Source organism: Spirosoma koreense, assembly GCF_054777875.1.
Map to the genome: position 1 here is coordinate 43200 of NZ_BAAHAC010000003.1, position 15993 is coordinate 59192.

The following is a 15993-nucleotide window of genomic DNA, read 5'->3' on the forward strand; positions in this document are numbered from 1 at the left end:
AAAGGTAGAGCAAAACACAGTCAATTGGGTACTTCTTAAGCTGCTGAACTTTCTGAATGGTTCGGTTTAGTACGGTCCAACCGGTTACCTTTGCGGCTACCAACGACCAATCTCCAGCTTGTCCAGTATTCGAACCTTATCTGGCCGCCCGGTTTCGGGCAGCCCCTCGATTTACACCGTATCGTTCTGGTTACTGTGCGTCAGTAATTTCCTGTTTTCGGCCAGCTTTTCCATGATGATTCCCGAATTGCCGGCTTACCTGGCGAAGCTGGGTGGCCAGGAGTATGTGGGGTTGGTGATCTCGCTGTTTACGCTTACGGCGGGCCTTTCGCGACCCTTCAGCGGCAAAATTACCGACACGGTCGGGCGGGTTCCTGTCATGGCCTTTGGCTCGCTGGTGTGTTTTGTGTGTGGGTTTCTATATCCCTACCTGATTACCGTCGGGGGATTCCTGACCCTACGCCTGATACATGGCTTCTCGACCGGTACCAAACCCACGGCTACGTCGGCTTACGTAGCCGACGTGGTGCCTGCCGACCGGCGGGGCGAAGCGATGGGCATGCTGGGCCTGTTTACAGCCATGGGTATGTCGCTGGGACCCGCTATCGGGAGCTGGCTAGCCACCGATTTTTCCATGAACGTGATGTTCTGGACATCGTCGGCCTTTGCCCTGCTCTCCATCGGTATTTTGCTCCGTATGCCCGAAACGCTGGTGAATCGCCAACCATTTCGATTCGGTCTGCTACGACTTAAGAAAGATGAGATTTTCGATGTTCATGCCCTGCCCCCGTTTATCGTCCAGCTCCTGCAAGCCTTCTCCTCCGGAGTTATTCTAACCGTTATTTCTACCCTGAGTAGCTCACTTGGTATTGCCAATAAAGGGCTGTTTTTCACCGTCTACACGATTGCTTCGCTGGGGGTCCGGCTGCTGTTTAGCCGCACGTCGGACCTGTATGGCCGAATGCCGGTCCTATTCATTTCGTCGGTCATCCTGGCGGTATCGATGGTGCTGCTCATCCTGACCGATTCGCCGGTGTGGTTCTGGGCGGCCGCCATCTGTTATGGCATGTCGTGGGGCATGAACACGCCGACGCTACAGGCTTGGACCGCCGACCTGAGCGACGAACACACGCGGGGCCGTGCGATGGCTACTGTATACATCGCGCTCGAAGCAGGGATTGGCCTGGGGGCGGTTGCCTCAGGCTGGCTACTCAATCACGCCGTCGGCGAATCGGGTATCCAGGCGGCCTTCGCACTGGCGGGTGTTCTGGCGCTGGTTGCGGTCGGGTATCTGGGCTGGCGCTGGCAGAAGAGTCGCCAGCCTGCCCACCCGCACCGGACCGAAGAAGATGAAACCACCCTGCTCGACGGCGAACTGTGATGGATGAGCTGGAACCGAACATCCGACCGCTGGTCGAAGCGCTGAATCAGACCGGGGTTGTGCGCACGTTTTCGAGCTGCGAGGGCCATTTCCGGCCCGAAGAACAAACCCTGGTCGATCGTAACCGGGCTGAAGTCCGGTTCGTGCCAGCCGATACCGCTACGCTCACTGATGTCGAAAAACTGCTGGCTGACGTGTTGAGTCGGTTTAAAGTCCAGTATGGATTGATTCCGGTCAATCTAATCGGCTATAAGCTCTACACGCCGATTGATGAGGAGTTGATCGAAGAAACCTTCGTGCTCGAACTGCGCCCCTTCAATCGTTTCGACCCGCCCGATCGTAAACGCGCCGATGTTGACCGGGCGATCGGCCAGGTGACCAGCTTGATTAAAAAGCCATGAAGATTGGCCCATAATCGCTGATGATTGCCGAGGGTATCATACATTGCTGCTTCTTCAGGGACTATTTCATGATGAACTGGAACAGTGAATTATATACTCAGAAACACGCCTTCGTCTATCAATATGGAGAAGGATTGCTTGAGTTGCTGAACCCACAGCCAGCCGAACGAATTCTGGACCTGGGTTGCGGCTCCGGTGAACTGACCCAGCAAATAGCCGACTCGGGCGCTCAGGTAGTCGGGATCGATGCATCTGCGGAAATGCTGGAGAAAGCGCGCAGCCAGTTCCCGACTCTTGAACTCTACCCAATGAGTGCGACGGATTTCTCGTTCTCCGAACCGTTCGACGCTATTTTCTCAAATGCGGTGTTGCATTGGGTGCCCGAATATGAATCTGCTGTCCGCCAGATGGCAAAGGCACTTAAGCCGGGAGGACGGCTGGTTATCGAGTTTGGTGGAAAGGGCAACGTAGCCACCATTGTCAACGCGATTGCCGATCAACTGCTGGCGCTGGGATACCCCTTCAGACCATTCTGGTTTTTTCCGTCTATCGGTGAGTACACCCCCGTACTGGAAAAATACGGTTTTCTGATCCGACTGGCTCAGCACTACGACCGCGATACGATGTTGAGTGATCCGGAAACCGGCCTGACCGACTGGATCGAGCAGTTCGGCGGCTATTTTTTCGAGCCGGTCAGTGCCGCCGAAAAAGCGCTCATCCTAAAAAATGTGACCCAAACCCTGCGTCCCGCTCTTTTCCGCGACGGACACTGGTACGCCGATTACAAGCGCATCCGGATAGTAGCCGAGAAATTAGCCGAACCCCCTATAGCGGACTGAACTATTCATCGAAACCAACTAGATGTATGACCAATTTATTCATTAGCCTATTAGGAACGCAGGTGGAAACCCGCGATGATCAACCAAAAATTGCGGGTTTCCACCCGCGTTACGACAGGTTTGTTCAACGCATCGGCGCCTTGCTGGTAGGAATCGCCGTTCTTTCATCCTGTAGCCGTCCGGTCGCTTATTTTCAGCGAGGGCCGGTCGAATCTTCACTCCCTAAGGCATCGGTCGTTACGATCGCCAGCCCCGTCCAGACGGCGAATCCGGCAGTTCGGGAATTTCCAGAAACGGATCTAACATCCACACTGGCTGAAGCCTCCGTCGGGAATACCCGTAATGAATCGACAGGTCAACAGCTAGCCCGGCATGCTGTTCGGGCAAAGAGCCTGCTGGCTTCACCACAAGCTACTAAAGCGGTTGCGTCCTCCCGAAAGCTGAATCTGGTCGAGCGGCTGGTATTAAAGAAACTGAATAAAAAAATCAGCAAGCAACTAGCGCCGAACCATCCCGAACAGGCCATGCTGAAAACAGGAACGCTCATTGGCAGTCTCGTTTTGCTGGTAGGTGGTTTAATCCTATTGATCGCTGGTACCGGTACGGTCGCCTTTATTGGGCTGATTCTGTCGCTGATCGGCGCTGTCGGGACGATTGTCGCCCTATTCGGAATTTGACGTAGAGCGGGTAGAAACCCGCTGTTCACGGCCGATATGGCGGGTTTCCACCCGCTCTAGGTCAAGTCTAGTACTGTCGATGGGCCATTTTCCCGAAATAGAATCCCCGCACCGGATGGATCAGGTTTCAGGCTATCCTCATTTTAACTACAAATTCCCTCAATTCGACTACAGGTACCGAGTAGTATAGCCTGACCTTTGACCTAACATTAACTGTCAGATTATACATGGTACATCAGAATGAAAACACTGGTGCTCAAACAGTTCCAGCATCGGTCAAGTCTACGAAAGTCTGGTTCATAACAGGGGCTTCCCGCGGGTTCGGACGCATCTGGGCCGAGGCCGCCCTAAAGCGGGGCGACAAAGTGGCCGCTACCGCCCGCTCGCTGGCCAGTATCGACCACCTCAATGAAACGTACGGGGAAAACGTGTTAACCCTGGAACTCGACGTAACCAGGCCCGATCAGGTGAAAACAGCCGTGGCGCAGGCTCATGCGCATTTTGGACGGCTTGATATCGTACTCAATAATGCGGGTTATTCACTCGTCGGTACGATTGAAGAAGCCAGCCTCGCCGATGTTCGACAGCTCTACGAAACGAATGTTTTTGGATCGCTGGCTGTTATTCAGGCCGCCTTACCACTACTGCGCGAGCAGGGTGGAGGGCACATAGTGGGTGTATCGAGCAACCTGGGTCATGTGACGCTCCCCGTGATCGGCTATTACTGCTCCTCCAAATGGGCTTTCGAGGCCATTCATGAAAGTCTGGCGGCCGAGGTCAAATCGTTTGGCATAAACGTAACGATTATTGAACCCGGAGCCTATGCTACTGAGTTTGGAAGCCAGGAGTCGTTGAAATTTGCGGCAGGCCTCGATATCTATACCGGTTTTAAAGAACAGTTTTTTACGGGTTTGAGAAACCTGGAGCGGGGTAACCCTGAGGCAACGCTGGAGGCACTCTTTGCGGTTGTCGACGCCGAAAAGCCGCCATTACGGTTCTTCCTCGGCAGCCACGGTTTATCCTCAGTGCGTACCGCTTACGCTGAGCGGATGGCGGTCTGGGAAGCGTGGGAGACCGTTTCTAACTCCGCGCAGGGTGAAACAAAATAAAGAATTCGTCTCTCGATGAGATTAACTCATCGAGAGACGAACTATTCGGGATCTGATCATGGAAAAGAAAGAAAATAACCACCATAAGTTTAACTCCATATCCGACGCACACCGGGCCTTTGGCCTGCCGAAACCCCAGCATCCGTTGATCAGTCTGATCAGAAATGCACCAAACAGGGCTGATCCAACCAGCGGTGCTAATTCCCATGTGCTGGGTTTCTACAAGATAGCCTATAAGCCAAAACTCCATGGACGACTGAAATACGGTCAGGATTACTACGATTTTGATGAGGGCGGCTTGTTGTTCGCGGCTCCCAATCAACTCATTGGCGGCAACAACGATGAAAATACCAGCGTAGCCGCCTGTTCGCTCTATACCCTGCTGATACATCCCGATTTTTTATGGAATTATGGGCTGGCCAAAAAGATCAGACAGTACGGCTTTTTCTCCTACTCAGCCAACGAAGCGCTGCACCTTTCAGAGGCTGAAAAAACAACGATCATTTCCATTTTTGAAATGATTGAGAATGAACTGAACAGCCGGATCGATGATTTCAGCCAGGACGTGATTATTTCCCAGATCGAACTCTTGCTGAACTACGCCAATCGGTTTTACAAACGGCAATTCATTACCCGCAAGGCCGTCAACAGCGACCTATTGCAAAAGCTGGACGATCTGTTAGATACTTATTTCAACACGGAGACATCCCTGAATCAGGGGGTACCCACCGTTCAGTACCTGGCGGAGCATGTCAACCTCTCACCCAGCTATTTAAGTGACATGCTGCGGTCATTGATCGGTCAGAACGCGCAGCACTATCTGCACGATAAACTCATCGAAAAAGCGAAGGAAAAACTTTCGACCACCAGCCTATCCGTGAGCGAAGTGGCTTACACATTGGGATTTGAGCACTCGCAGTCGTTTAGCAAACTGTTCAAAACGAAAACGAACCTGTCGCCTTTGGAATTCAGGCGCTCATTTAATTAAGCCGTTTGGCGGCAATGGGGCTGGGCTTATAAGCTCACGATATGGCTCCAAAACCAAAGCCCCCGTAGTAGTTGGGTAGACCACAACGAGGGCTTGAGAAAATCCAATCCGTTCGTATAGCCTGGATTTGAATTTACCAGGGGCATGCTGCCGGTTCTGGAAAATACTCTTCACTGAAGAATTTTCCGGTCGGACCATCCTGGTCAATCAGCGCGTATTTGACGATACGCCGACCGGCCTCTTCAACAGTGCTTGTTCCCTGATGGTTGGTGAAATCGGTTTGCGTATAGCCAGGACAAACGGCGTTTACTTTAAAATGCGTATCCCGAAGTTCGTAAGCAAGATTGATCGTGTACATATTCAGGGCCGATTTAGACGATTGGTACACGGCAAACCGGGTGGGGTAGTTACCATTGGTCAGGTCGGCGGCCAGGGTAAGCGAAGCCATACTGGTACTTACATTCACGATGCGCGGTGCCGGCGATGCTTTCAGCAAATCGATAAAAGCCTGCGTTACACTGACCACGCCGAAAACGTTCGTTTCGTAAACCGTCCTGAACTGATCGATTGTAGCATCAAGGGCCGATTGCCGAAACCCTCCCGAAATGCCCGCATTATTGACGAGCACATCCAACACCTTTGTTTTTTCGCCGATGGCCAGGCGCGCGGCTTCGATCGATTCCTGATTGGTGACGTCCAGTTCTATGGCTTCGACCTTATCGAGACCATCGGCTTTGAGCTTCTCTACGGCTGATAAGCCACTTTCCGGATTACGGCTGCCCAAATAAACGAAGAATCCGTTTTGGGCGAGTTGTTTTACTACTTCCAGGCCAATGCCTCGATTGGCCCCCGTTACTAAGGCTGTCTTCATCCTGATCACTGTTTTAAACGAAAGCAAAAGTAGCTGGCCTTAAATCAGTCGATCTGGACAAATCACCTCAGTTGCTGGACAAACCGTGTCGGTCGGCCAGAAAGGCGCTAATGTTCTTTCCAGTCCGTTTCTTAAACAGCCGGGAAAAATAATCGGGGTCATTGAAGCCCAGCTCGTAAGCCAGTTCCTTGACCGAAAGTGGAGCGTATTGCAATTTCCGCTGGGCCTCCTGAATCAGTCGGTTGGTAATCCAGGCTTTAGGCGAAAGGCCCGAAAATTCCTTGACAATGCCATAGAGACTACTCGGGGTCATTGCCAGTTGTTCGGCGATGGTGTGTACGTCGGGCTGCTCGGTCAGCTGTGTTTCTACCGCAAGTTTAAACGCAACATATTTCGATAGCTTAGGATTTGACGGGGTTTGCTGATCACTACGCGCGAAGTAGGCACTGTTGAATTCGGTCAATAAGACATTTACATACGCCAGAATGATGTCGACCTTCGTTTGCTTCCCCGGCGAATGCAGCAACTGAAATAAAGCGGACAGAACCGCCTTTACCCGCTGTTTAGCCGCTGGATCGAACGTGATTACGTTTGAATTGAATGGATTGAGCAGAAAAGGGTAGGCCTGCGGAAGCAATGCCAGCGTATTTTCATCGAATCCAATTTTGTACTGCTGATTATGTATTTCTGGAGTTGAATGGGTAAAAATCTGATTGGGAAGACCAAAAACCACCTGGCTATCAGAAATAGTAATGTCCTGCAGGTCGACCCTGAAGCTTTCGGACCCCTGGTCCACGAACACAAAATAATAATAAGCCAGCTTGTGCGGCTGAAGCAGCTTCTGCAGGATATCATCCGGTAAGGAGATCGCACAGTTTTCGTTCACCGTGATGGGCAATGTATCGTGGTGCTTGATCTTATCCAGTAACCCTTTTGTGTCCTGCATGGCCCGTTTTGTTGTGAAACAATCGTAACGGCAACACTATTTGTGTCTTGTCTGGTTCTCCATGCACTCGTAGCTGTTGCGTAATGACACTCACCGATGATTCGGTTCCTATGCGACTGGTCTGGTGGATAGAAACCCGCCTGATGGGACGATTCTTTACAAACAAGCGAGTCCGGCAAACACGTATTGTTGCCGGACTCGCTTGCTTACAGGGTATGACCAGTGATTCGTCTACAAAATAAACTGGCTCAGATCCCGGTTTTTCACCAGCCCGTTGAGCTTCTCACCAACCAGTTCTTTGGTCACCACCACATGGGCGTTGGCACCGATGGCGTCGGGAATGTCGAACATGAAGTCGTTCATGAGGTGGCTCAGCACCGTCTGCAACCGACGTGCTCCGATATTCTCCACTTCGCTGTTCACGTCGAAGGCAATCCGGGCGAGCTCGCGCAGGGCTTCGTCCTGGAAATTCAGGGTTACACTCTCGGCGGCCAGCATCGCTTCGTACTGCTTGGTCAGCGCGTTTTTCGGCTCTTTCAGGATCTGATAAAAATCATCTTCCGACAGACTCTGCAGCTCTACCCGGATCGGAAAACGACCCTGTAATTCCGGAATCAGGTCGCTGGGCTTCGCTACGTGGAAAGCCCCGGCGGCAATGAACAGGATGTGGTCGGTATGAATCACCCCGTATTTGGTGTTGACGGCGCTGCCTTCCACAATCGGGAGTAGATCGCGCTGCACACCTTCGCGGCTGACATCCGGCCCGCCCCCGCCGTTGCCCGACCGGGCCGACGCTACCTTGTCGATTTCGTCGATGAAAATGATGCCCGCGTCTTCGGCTTTGCGAATGGCTTCTTCCTTCACCTCGTCCATGTCGATCAGCTTGGCAGCTTCTTCTTCGAGCAGGATGGTTCGCGCTTCGGCAATGGTTACTTTGCGTTTTTTGCCGCGCTTGGGCATCATGTTGCCGATCATTTCCTGAATGTTCATCATCGACAGATCGTCGACAGCTCCGCCCATAATGCCAATATTGGGCGTTTGGCTTTGCTGAACGTCGATCTCGATCTTGCGGTCGTCCATCTCGCCCGACTTGATTTTTTCGCGGAATCGTTCGCGGGTGCGTTCGTTCAGTTCGGCATCGGCGTCTTTTTTCTCGTTTTCGAAGCCCAGATGACCGTTTACGGGCTTAACAGGCGGAATCAGAATATCCAGGATAGCGTCTTCTACGAGCTGCTGGGCTTTAACCTGCACGGCTTCTTTCTTGGCGCTCCGCACCATATTGACAGCTTGTTCGACCAGATCCCGGACCATGCTCTCGACATCGCGCCCGACGTAGCCGACTTCGGTGAATTTGGAAGCTTCTACTTTAATAAATGGCGCGTCGGCAATTTTGGCCAGCCGACGGGCAATCTCGGTTTTGCCGACCCCCGTCGCCCCGATCATCAGAATATTGTTTGGGGTAATTTCCCGTTGCATATCCGCCGAGCTGTTCATCCGGCGCCAGCGGTTGCGGAGGGCAATGGCGACGTTGCGCTTGGCATCGTGCTGACCGATAATGTATTGATCCAGTTCGGCAACAATCTGCCGGGGGGTAAGGTCTTTTAGTGATTGGGTCATTGAAAAAATGGAGCGCATACGACGCTCCCTGCTATAGAAACACAGGAAATTGAAAATTGTGCCAATGCTACGGAAAAATTGGCATTTTTGCCCCCATCGTTATAATCCAGGCTGCGCGTGCTTTAGTCTGTAATTCTCCATTTCTTACCCTATGAAGTTTCGTTGTTTTCTGTTTGTTTTCTGGGCCACCCAGGCGGTTGCCCAGGTCCCAGTTTCGCTGATTCCCCAACCCGTTCGCATACAGCCGCAGAATGGAGTTTTTACCCTCGGCAAAGCCACATCCATTCAATATGACGGAGCAGAAAGCCGGGTCGTAGCCGATATGCTCGCGCAGCAGTTGAACGGACCGACGGGCTTTTCGATCACGTCGAAACCCGGAAAGTCTGGAAAAATTCAACTGAACCTCAATGCCACTCCCAACGCACAGCTTGGCCCCGAAGGGTATACGCTCGATGCATCGGCAAAAGGAGTGGTCATTACGGCGAATCGACCGGCGGGCCTGCTCTATGGCATGCAGACGATGCTGCAACTGTTGCCTAAAGAAATTGGGAGCAAAACGGCCGTGACCAAGGAATGGACGGTCCCGGCGGTCAAAATTACTGATTATCCGCGATTCGGCTGGCGGGGTATCATGCTCGATGTGAGCCGGAATTTCTTTACCAAAGCCGAAATTAAGGAATACATCGATCAGCTTGTGAAGTTCAAATACAACACGTTTCACTGGCACCTGACCGACGACAACGGCTGGCGAATCGAGATCAAATCCTTACCTAAACTCACTGAAGTGGGTGCCTGGCGGGTCCCAAGAGCCGGTCATTTCGGCGATCGGGCCGATCCGAAACCGGGCGAAGCCGCGTCGGCTGGGGGATTCTATACGCAGGACGACATCCGGGAAATTGTGGCTTATGCGCAGGCCCGCAACGTAACCATCGTTCCCGAAATCGACGTGCCGGGCCACAGCATGGCAGCCCTGGCGGCTTACCCCGAACTGAGCTGCACCAAAACCCCCGTGACGGTGAATCCGGGAACGCCCTTTTCGGAGTGGTACGGCAACGGTACCTTTAAGATGAAAGTCGAAAACACACTCAACCCATCGGATGAAAACGTCTATGCTTTTCTGGATAAGGTCTTTACGGAAATAGCCGCGCTGTTTCCTAATCCATACATCCATGTCGGGGGCGACGAGTGTTATAAGGGCTACTGGGCCAACGATCCCGGTTGTCAGGCGCTGATGAAGCAGCTGAATATCCGCCACGTCGAAGACTTGCAGGGGTATTTCATGGGCCGTGTCGAGAAGATTCTGACTGCCAAAGGTAAAAAGCTGCTGGGCTGGGACGAAATTCTGGAAGGTGGTATTTCGCCGGGGGCCACGGTCATGAGCTGGCGGGGCATCAAAGGTGGCATCGAAGCCGCGCAGGCGGGCCACAACGTGGTGATGACCCCAACGACCTTCGCCTATCTCGATTATAACCAGGGCGAGCCGACCGTCGATCCGCCCATCTATGCGAACCTACGCACTCAGAAAAGCTATAGCTATGAGCCCGTGCCGGATGGCGTCGATGCAAAATACATCCTGGGCGGGCAGGGTAACCTCTGGACCGAGCAGATTCCAACCCTGCGTTATGCCGAGTACATGACTTTTCCGCGTGCCTGGGCGTTGGCGGAGGTGTTCTGGTCACCAAAAGAAGTAAAGAACTGGTCCAATTTTGCGCAGCGGATGGAAACCCACTTCGACCGGGCCGATGTCGCGCAGGTGAGTTATTCGCGGGCGGTTTACGATGCTATTGTCCGGACGAGTATGAACAACGGCAAGCTCCGGCTCGAACTGGCAGGCGAAATTCCGGGTCTGGACATCTATTATACCATCGATGACACTATGCCGGATCAGTTCGCGACAAAGTACAGCCAGCCCGTCGATCTGCCCGATGGCCCGATTACGCTTCGGGTGATCACGTACCGGAATGGAAAGCCCATCGGTCATCTGATTACCCTCACGCGCGATGCCCTACAAAAGCGAATTGGGCGGTTTTAGTAAAGTCTTAGTTCAAGTCAGCGAAGTGATAAAAGTCAGCGATGTCGTGACGGAAGCGTGTTCAGAAGACACCTTCGTAGATATCGCTGACGGACAATTTAATACCAAGTGTCCGAACTTCGAACAAATCGGTTAGGTCCGTATAAAAAGCGTATTCCCAGTTGGAGCCGGTGCGTTGGTAAACTTCCACCAGCGGTTCGGCCTGAGAAACAATCAGATAGCATTCGATAGAAGGCATACCGACGTATTCGTGAAATTTCTGGCCATGGTACGTACCGGAAGAATTCTCGGAAGTGACTTCGACCGTTACGACGGCACGGTGAACGACGTGCGTATCATCGACATCGTCTGCCGGAACAACCATAATGTCCGGGTAGCGGTATTTCCGGCCAGGTACCGTGCGGAGTTTGACATCGTGGTTATAAACATCAAGCGGCTTACCTTTTAGACTCAAGCGCAGAGCTAAATAAATATTCCCGCAAACCTTGTTCGCTTTTTTTGATTCTCCGGGCACCTCAATCAGGATTCCATCTACAAACTCGTGCCGGACCTCCGAAACCTTTTCCAGTTCGAGGTATTCGTCCACCGTGTAGATGCGATTAGGGGTGCCTTCTCCGGTCATGTTGAGTTGTTTTTTCAGCGAAAGTGTTCCAGCTTGATAAAGTAATGCGTCAACTAAATTGATACTTGTTGTCTCTCTAATAATAAAACTGTTTGGGCCTTTGAAAAGTGAGTTTGTCATTCCGACCCTGATTAGTGGTCGAGTACCTATCAAATTTGAATTGATAAACAGACTTAATCCAACAAGATGAACAGAAGGGGTTATTGGATATCAGAATAGGCTTGGCGTTAATTACCCATTAAACCACTTATGCCGTTTTATGTCTTTTCCCTTTCGGAGTTTTAGCGCATGGTAGAAAGATGGCACATCGTTCATCCATGTTTTCAATGTCACTAATATAGCTATAATCTCAAGCCTGGTTAACAAACCGGTCCAGAAGAAAATTGTAAATAAAACGGTTGATTGGCAATGAATTATGAGTTCAATCAGCGTGGCAACTAATAAAAGAGTCCAGATTTTTGCTCCTATTGAGTGTGTTGCGACTTCTTTTCTAAACTTTAAAAAACTAATAATGTACGTTAATACTTCCGAGCCAAATAATACGATAAGTTCCGATGAGTTTTCTTTGAAAAAGACTGGGCACTGGATGTATGTAGCAACGGCAAAAGAAATAAAGAAAATTTGGTCAATAGTTGAGTCTAGGCGTCTCAGGTTTTGAGTGGAAACAGCTAGATATCTGGCAATGATGCCATCGAAGATATCGGTGAGTAAACCAATTATTAATAGCAGGATGGCAGCAAGTCTGTATTGGTCGATGTGAAGCAGACTCAACAACAAGATTGTCAGACCAATACACAGTCTTGAAAAAATCAAAGCAATTGGAATTCGTGTCCTCATGGTCAAGGGTAAGCAAAATTACAGTAGGTGATTTATGACTATGCTGATCCAGTGGAAATGACATGTATGCTACTTGAGTAGCCGGTCTAGATCGATTCGGAGCGATAGCTGGCTTGTTCCGGCGGTGGGAACCGACGTAAATCGGCCGTAGGTGAGTTGAAAACCGCGTGCCTGAACCGAAGCACCGAACGAGATGCCCGCCCCGCCACCACCGGTCGTGAGTTTGCCTTCCTGCCGCTTCTGGTGATTATACCCCACCAGCAGATGCACATTTCGGTGAACTAGTAGTTCCGCCCCCACGATCAGATGGCGGGCGATTTTCTCCGTCACGCTGGTCGTCTGCGGAATCGGATTGCCGCTGAGATCGTAGCGGATATTGAGGTTCGGGTCGTTATAGCTGATGTCGAACCGTTGCAGATGGTGGGCCGTCAGCGTCAGTCGGACGGGGGCGTGGCGGGGTTTGAGCGTTACGCCCGCCTGCAGATCAAAAGGCAGATCGGCATCGGTCGGCCCGTAGTTTTTGACCAGATACCCAACATTTTTAGCGACCAAGCCGAAGGTAAGCTCCTGATCCGGGTGTCGCCAGATACCACCAACATCCGCCAGCACCCCGAACGCAGAATAGGTTTCGATGGCCGATCCCACGGCTTTGATGGTAGCGCCGAGCGTAAAATTGCCTTCCGTCCGGGCGTGGGTTAGGCTTAACGCATAATCGTTGGCCGAAAACGTGCCGAGTGTATTCCCAACCGGGTCGGTCATGGTAAACTGACCGTAGTTGAGGTATTGTAAGCCCACTGCCCACTTGCCCTTACTCTGGACGGGAATCCCATACTGTAACGTGTAATACTTAGCCGCGGCCAGATACGGCATCAGGCTAATGGCAAGCTGACTCTGACCCATTGAATCGGCCAGCGCCGGATTGTTCAGGTGATACGCACCGTCGGGGCGAGTTGCCGAAGCCGTCTGGCCGCCAAGAGCAGCTACGCGGGCGTGGGTCGGCAAGTCCAGAAACGAAAAGACACGCTGTCCGCCCAGGGGCTGCGCCCGCATCGACGGGGCGAATCCAAAACTACCGAGAAAAAGAAAGAGCCAGCAACGCAACGGATCGAACCACAAGTGTACCGGACAAAGGTCAGAAAAAAAGTTAGTCCGTACTCAAAAGCCAAACCCAATTTTTGCGCCGAAACTCACGCTGGGCTGAAACGAATGGCCCTGCTGAAAACGGTCATACCCGCAGCCGCAGACTTCTGTGAACGGGTCGAGAGCCGTAGCACCGTAGCGAATGCCGATGCCCATGTAAAAATCCAGTAACACGCGGGACAGACTGGTCAGCGTCTCACCCGGAATGGCAATCTGGCGGCCCCATTTGATATGTCCGCCCGCAGCAAACCGGCTGACAGACTGTTGATTTGCCAGGACGTCACCGTATGAATCATAGATCGGGAATTTTTTGATGCCGTTAATCTGCTTGGCAAATCCTTCGAGGGCTACGTAATTACCCAGCGGAAACGCGCTCCGGATGTAGATGTTTTTCTGAGCATTGGTGCGGTAATGATTCGTGTAATGACGCCATTCCGACCGGACCCGCCAGATCGACCAGTCGGCAAAATTCTGCTTTTCATCCGATACCACCGACAGCCCTTTGTGGCCAAATCCTACTTCACCCTGAATCGAATTCCGTGGGCTGACCCGGACTTCCAGTGCCCCCTGAACCGTGGCGTCGGGATCGAGGAGAAGCGAAAGCGGAGCCAGTTTCAGAATAAGGCTGGGAGCTCGATACTGAATCGTCGAATCCTGAGCCAGGATTGGGACGACCGACAGGCAAAAAAAGACGAAAGCGAGAAAACCGATAGATCGGCTGATCAGAAAATCGTTCCTCATCATCGTGATCGTATTGGCAGGGCAGTAATGTTATAATTCTCTACTGCCCAAAGACATCTATAATTCTGGATTTACCCGTTGCTTTTCGGAGTCGCTACGACGGGCGAAGCCGGTCCGAACGGTCAGCAAAATAACCTGGACCCGTTGGAATTGGGAAGAAAAAGTAACTTTGTTCCGACTAGATTCCGACACAACGACCCGTATGCAAACCGAACCCCGATCCGATACCCCGTTTGACCCTACTACCAAGCCAGCCAAAACAGACGTTCTGGCCCAAAAGAATGCCGAAGCGGAGCTGGGCGGGGGGCAGAAACGCATTGACGCACAGCACGCTAAAGGAAAACTGACCGCCCGAGAGCGGATTGCCCTGCTGGTTGATGAAGGGTCGTTTGAGGAAACGGGAAAGTTCGTTATGCACCGTACCCGCGACTTTGGCCTCGACAAAGAACATTACCTGGGCGACGGAGTCGTAACCGGCTACGGTACGGTCGACGGTCGACTGGTGTATGTATTTGCGCAGGATTTTACCGTTTTCGGCGGAGCGCTTTCAGAAACCCACGCCGAAAAAATCTGCAAGCTGATGGACCTGGCGATGCAGAACGGGGCACCTCTCATCGGGCTGAACGATTCGGGGGGAGCCCGGATTCAGGAAGGGGTATTGTCGCTGGCGGGTTATGCCGATATTTTTTACCGAAATACGAAAGCCTCAGGGGTTATTCCGCAACTGTCGGCCATCATGGGACCCTGCGCGGGGGGAGCCGTATACAGTCCGGCCATTACGGATTTTATTTTCATGGTCGAGAATACGAGCTACATGTTCGTGACCGGCCCCAACGTGGTCAAGACTGTTACGCACGAAACCGTTACGGCCGAAGAACTCGGTGGTGCCAGCACACACAGCACCAAGTCGGGCGTCACGCACTTTGCCTGCGCCAACGAACTGGTCTGTATTCAGCACATCAAGCAGTTGCTCAGTTACATTCCACAGAACTGCGAAGACGAACCGCCGATGCTGGCCTATGAATCCGCTGATGAAAATCGCCCGGCCCTGAATACGATTATACCGGATAATCCCAACCAGCCGTACGACATGCGGGAGGTGATCGAGGAACTGGTCGATGCGGGTAGTTTTCTGGAAGTGCACAAGGCTTTCGCCGAAAATATTGTCGTGGGATTTGCCCGAATCGGTGGCCGAAGCATCGGGGTCGTGGGTAACCAGCCGGCTGTGCTGGCCGGGGTGTTGGATATCCACGCCAGCACGAAAGCTGCTCGGTTCGTGCGGTTCTGCGATTGTTTCAACGTGCCGCTGCTGGTGCTCGAAGACGTTCCCGGTTTTTTGCCTGGCACCGACCAGGAGTGGAATGGCATCATCACCAACGGAGCCAAGCTTCTGTTCGCCTTTTGTGAAGCAACGGTGCCGCGCGTAACGGTCATCACCCGAAAAGCTTACGGGGGTGCTTACGACGTCATGAATTCGAAACACATCGGTGCCGACCTGAACTACGCTTGGCCATCGGCCGAGATTGCTGTGATGGGAGCCAGTGGAGCCGCCGAGATCATTTTCAAGCGCGAAATTGCCGAAGCCGACGACCCCCAGGCGAAGCTACAGGAGAAAGTGCAGGAATATACCGAGAAGTTTGCCAATCCCTACCGGGCCGCGCACCGGGGCTACATCGACGAAGTGATCATGCCCGACCAGACCCGTCAGAAACTCATCCGGGCTTTCCGGATGCTGGAAAACAAAGTTGCCAGTATGCCGAAGAAAAAGCACGGAAATATTCCGTTATAGGTT

General features: G+C 52.3%; 15 protein-coding genes. 8 read left to right on the plus strand and 7 right to left on the minus strand.

All coding sequences use genetic code 11. The features are described 5' to 3' along the window. Positions 1-118 precede the first annotated feature (118 nt). The 6 genes from ACYVC2_RS03630 (at position 119) to ACYVC2_RS03655 (ending at position 5395) form a co-directional block, all read left to right on the plus strand. Positions 119-1381 carry an MFS transporter gene (locus ACYVC2_RS03630; RefSeq protein ID WP_461100924.1) on the plus strand — a complete coding sequence of 421 codons (1263 nt, stop codon included), beginning with the start codon at positions 119-121 and terminating at the stop codon, positions 1379-1381. Beyond that, complete coding sequence (locus ACYVC2_RS03635) at positions 1381-1782, plus strand: hypothetical protein (protein ID WP_461100925.1); 402 nt, start codon at positions 1381-1383, stop codon at positions 1780-1782. The genes ACYVC2_RS03630 and ACYVC2_RS03635 overlap by 1 nt, the downstream gene beginning before the upstream one ends. Before the next feature lie 68 nt (positions 1783-1850). After that, positions 1851-2621, plus strand: a complete 771-nt coding sequence (locus ACYVC2_RS03640) for a class I SAM-dependent methyltransferase (RefSeq protein ID WP_461100926.1) — start codon at positions 1851-1853, stop codon at positions 2619-2621. A 26-nt stretch (positions 2622-2647) separates the two neighbouring features. Next, a complete protein-coding gene (locus ACYVC2_RS03645) occupies positions 2648-3298 on the plus strand; it encodes a hypothetical protein (RefSeq protein ID WP_461100927.1) in 651 nt (216 codons plus the stop codon). A 227-nt stretch (positions 3299-3525) separates the two neighbouring features. Then, on the plus strand, positions 3526-4407 hold the full coding sequence (locus ACYVC2_RS03650) for an SDR family NAD(P)-dependent oxidoreductase (RefSeq protein ID WP_461100928.1): 882 nt from the start codon (positions 3526-3528) through the stop codon (positions 4405-4407). Between the two features lie 58 nt (positions 4408-4465). Beyond that, complete coding sequence (locus ACYVC2_RS03655) at positions 4466-5395, plus strand: helix-turn-helix domain-containing protein (protein ID WP_461100929.1); 930 nt, start codon at positions 4466-4468, stop codon at positions 5393-5395. A 133-nt stretch (positions 5396-5528) separates the two neighbouring features. Here ACYVC2_RS03655 and ACYVC2_RS03660 read toward each other — a convergent pair whose 3' ends face one another. The 3 genes from ACYVC2_RS03660 to hslU all read right to left on the minus strand — a co-directional run bounded on the left by ACYVC2_RS03660 (position 5529) and on the right by hslU (position 8829). After that, positions 5529-6266, minus strand: a complete 738-nt coding sequence (locus ACYVC2_RS03660; protein WP_461100930.1) for an SDR family oxidoreductase — start codon at positions 6264-6266, stop codon at positions 5529-5531. Positions 6267-6333: 67 nt separating this feature from the next. Beyond that, positions 6334-7212, minus strand: coding sequence for a helix-turn-helix domain-containing protein (locus ACYVC2_RS03665; RefSeq protein WP_461100931.1), 879 nt, complete (start codon positions 7210-7212; stop codon positions 6334-6336). Positions 7213-7443: 231 nt separating this feature from the next. Continuing rightward, entirely contained in the window at positions 7444-8829 is a 1386-nt protein-coding gene (gene hslU / locus ACYVC2_RS03670; protein WP_461100932.1) for an ATP-dependent protease ATPase subunit HslU, read from the minus strand. Positions 8830-8980: 151 nt separating this feature from the next. Between hslU and ACYVC2_RS03675 the strand changes: the two genes are divergently transcribed. Further along, complete coding sequence (locus ACYVC2_RS03675) at positions 8981-10861, plus strand: beta-N-acetylhexosaminidase (RefSeq protein WP_461100933.1); 1881 nt, start codon at positions 8981-8983, stop codon at positions 10859-10861. Positions 10862-10922: 61 nt separating this feature from the next. Here the strand turns inward: ACYVC2_RS03675 and ACYVC2_RS03680 are convergent, their stop codons facing one another. From ACYVC2_RS03680 to ACYVC2_RS03695, 4 genes are all read right to left on the minus strand, one after another. Further along, positions 10923-11603: a Uma2 family endonuclease gene (locus ACYVC2_RS03680; RefSeq protein WP_461100934.1), complete on the minus strand. Its 681-nt coding sequence runs from the start codon at positions 11601-11603 to the stop codon at positions 10923-10925. A gap of 111 nt (positions 11604-11714) precedes the next feature. Next, the gene (locus ACYVC2_RS03685) at positions 11715-12320 is read right to left on the minus strand and encodes a CDP-alcohol phosphatidyltransferase family protein (RefSeq protein WP_461100935.1); all 606 of its coding nucleotides are present in this window, start codon (positions 12318-12320) and stop codon (positions 11715-11717) included. Between the two features lie 69 nt (positions 12321-12389). Next, entirely contained in the window at positions 12390-13436 is a 1047-nt protein-coding gene (porQ, locus tag ACYVC2_RS03690) for a type IX secretion system protein PorQ (RefSeq protein WP_461100936.1), read from the minus strand. 39 nt (positions 13437-13475) lie between these two features. Further along, a complete protein-coding gene (locus ACYVC2_RS03695) occupies positions 13476-14204 on the minus strand; it encodes a hypothetical protein (RefSeq protein WP_461100937.1) in 729 nt (242 codons plus the stop codon). A 199-nt stretch (positions 14205-14403) separates the two neighbouring features. Between ACYVC2_RS03695 and ACYVC2_RS03700 the strand changes: the two genes are divergently transcribed. Beyond that, positions 14404-15990: an acyl-CoA carboxylase subunit beta gene (locus ACYVC2_RS03700; RefSeq protein ID WP_461100938.1), complete on the plus strand. Its 1587-nt coding sequence runs from the start codon at positions 14404-14406 to the stop codon at positions 15988-15990. Positions 15991-15993: the final 3 nt, after the last annotated feature.

What these genes read in the sequence shown, in the direction of transcription:
- ACYVC2_RS03635 (WP_461100925.1), top strand. Translation starts at nt 1,381, where the DNA reads ATGGATGAGCTGGAACCGAACATCCGACCGCTGGTCGAAGCGCTGAAT.
- ACYVC2_RS03640 (WP_461100926.1), top strand. Translation starts at nt 1,851, where the DNA reads ATGATGAACTGGAACAGTGAATTATATACTCAGAAACACGCCTTCGTC.
- ACYVC2_RS03645 (WP_461100927.1), top strand. Translation starts at nt 2,648, where the DNA reads ATGACCAATTTATTCATTAGCCTATTAGGAACGCAGGTGGAAACCCGC.
- ACYVC2_RS03650 (WP_461100928.1), top strand. Translation starts at nt 3,526, where the DNA reads ATGGTACATCAGAATGAAAACACTGGTGCTCAAACAGTTCCAGCATCG.
- ACYVC2_RS03655 (WP_461100929.1), top strand. Translation starts at nt 4,466, where the DNA reads ATGGAAAAGAAAGAAAATAACCACCATAAGTTTAACTCCATATCCGAC.
- ACYVC2_RS03660 (WP_461100930.1), bottom strand. Translation starts at nt 6,266, where the DNA reads ATGAAGACAGCCTTAGTAACGGGGGCCAATCGAGGCATTGGCCTGGAA.
- ACYVC2_RS03665 (WP_461100931.1), bottom strand. Translation starts at nt 7,212, where the DNA reads ATGCAGGACACAAAAGGGTTACTGGATAAGATCAAGCACCACGATACA.
- hslU (WP_461100932.1), bottom strand. Translation starts at nt 8,829, where the DNA reads ATGACCCAATCACTAAAAGACCTTACCCCCCGGCAGATTGTTGCCGAA.
- ACYVC2_RS03675 (WP_461100933.1), top strand. Translation starts at nt 8,981, where the DNA reads ATGAAGTTTCGTTGTTTTCTGTTTGTTTTCTGGGCCACCCAGGCGGTT.
- ACYVC2_RS03680 (WP_461100934.1), bottom strand. Translation starts at nt 11,603, where the DNA reads ATGACAAACTCACTTTTCAAAGGCCCAAACAGTTTTATTATTAGAGAG.
- ACYVC2_RS03685 (WP_461100935.1), bottom strand. Translation starts at nt 12,320, where the DNA reads ATGAGGACACGAATTCCAATTGCTTTGATTTTTTCAAGACTGTGTATT.
- ACYVC2_RS03695 (WP_461100937.1), bottom strand. Translation starts at nt 14,204, where the DNA reads ATGATGAGGAACGATTTTCTGATCAGCCGATCTATCGGTTTTCTCGCT.
- ACYVC2_RS03700 (WP_461100938.1), top strand. Translation starts at nt 14,404, where the DNA reads ATGCAAACCGAACCCCGATCCGATACCCCGTTTGACCCTACTACCAAG.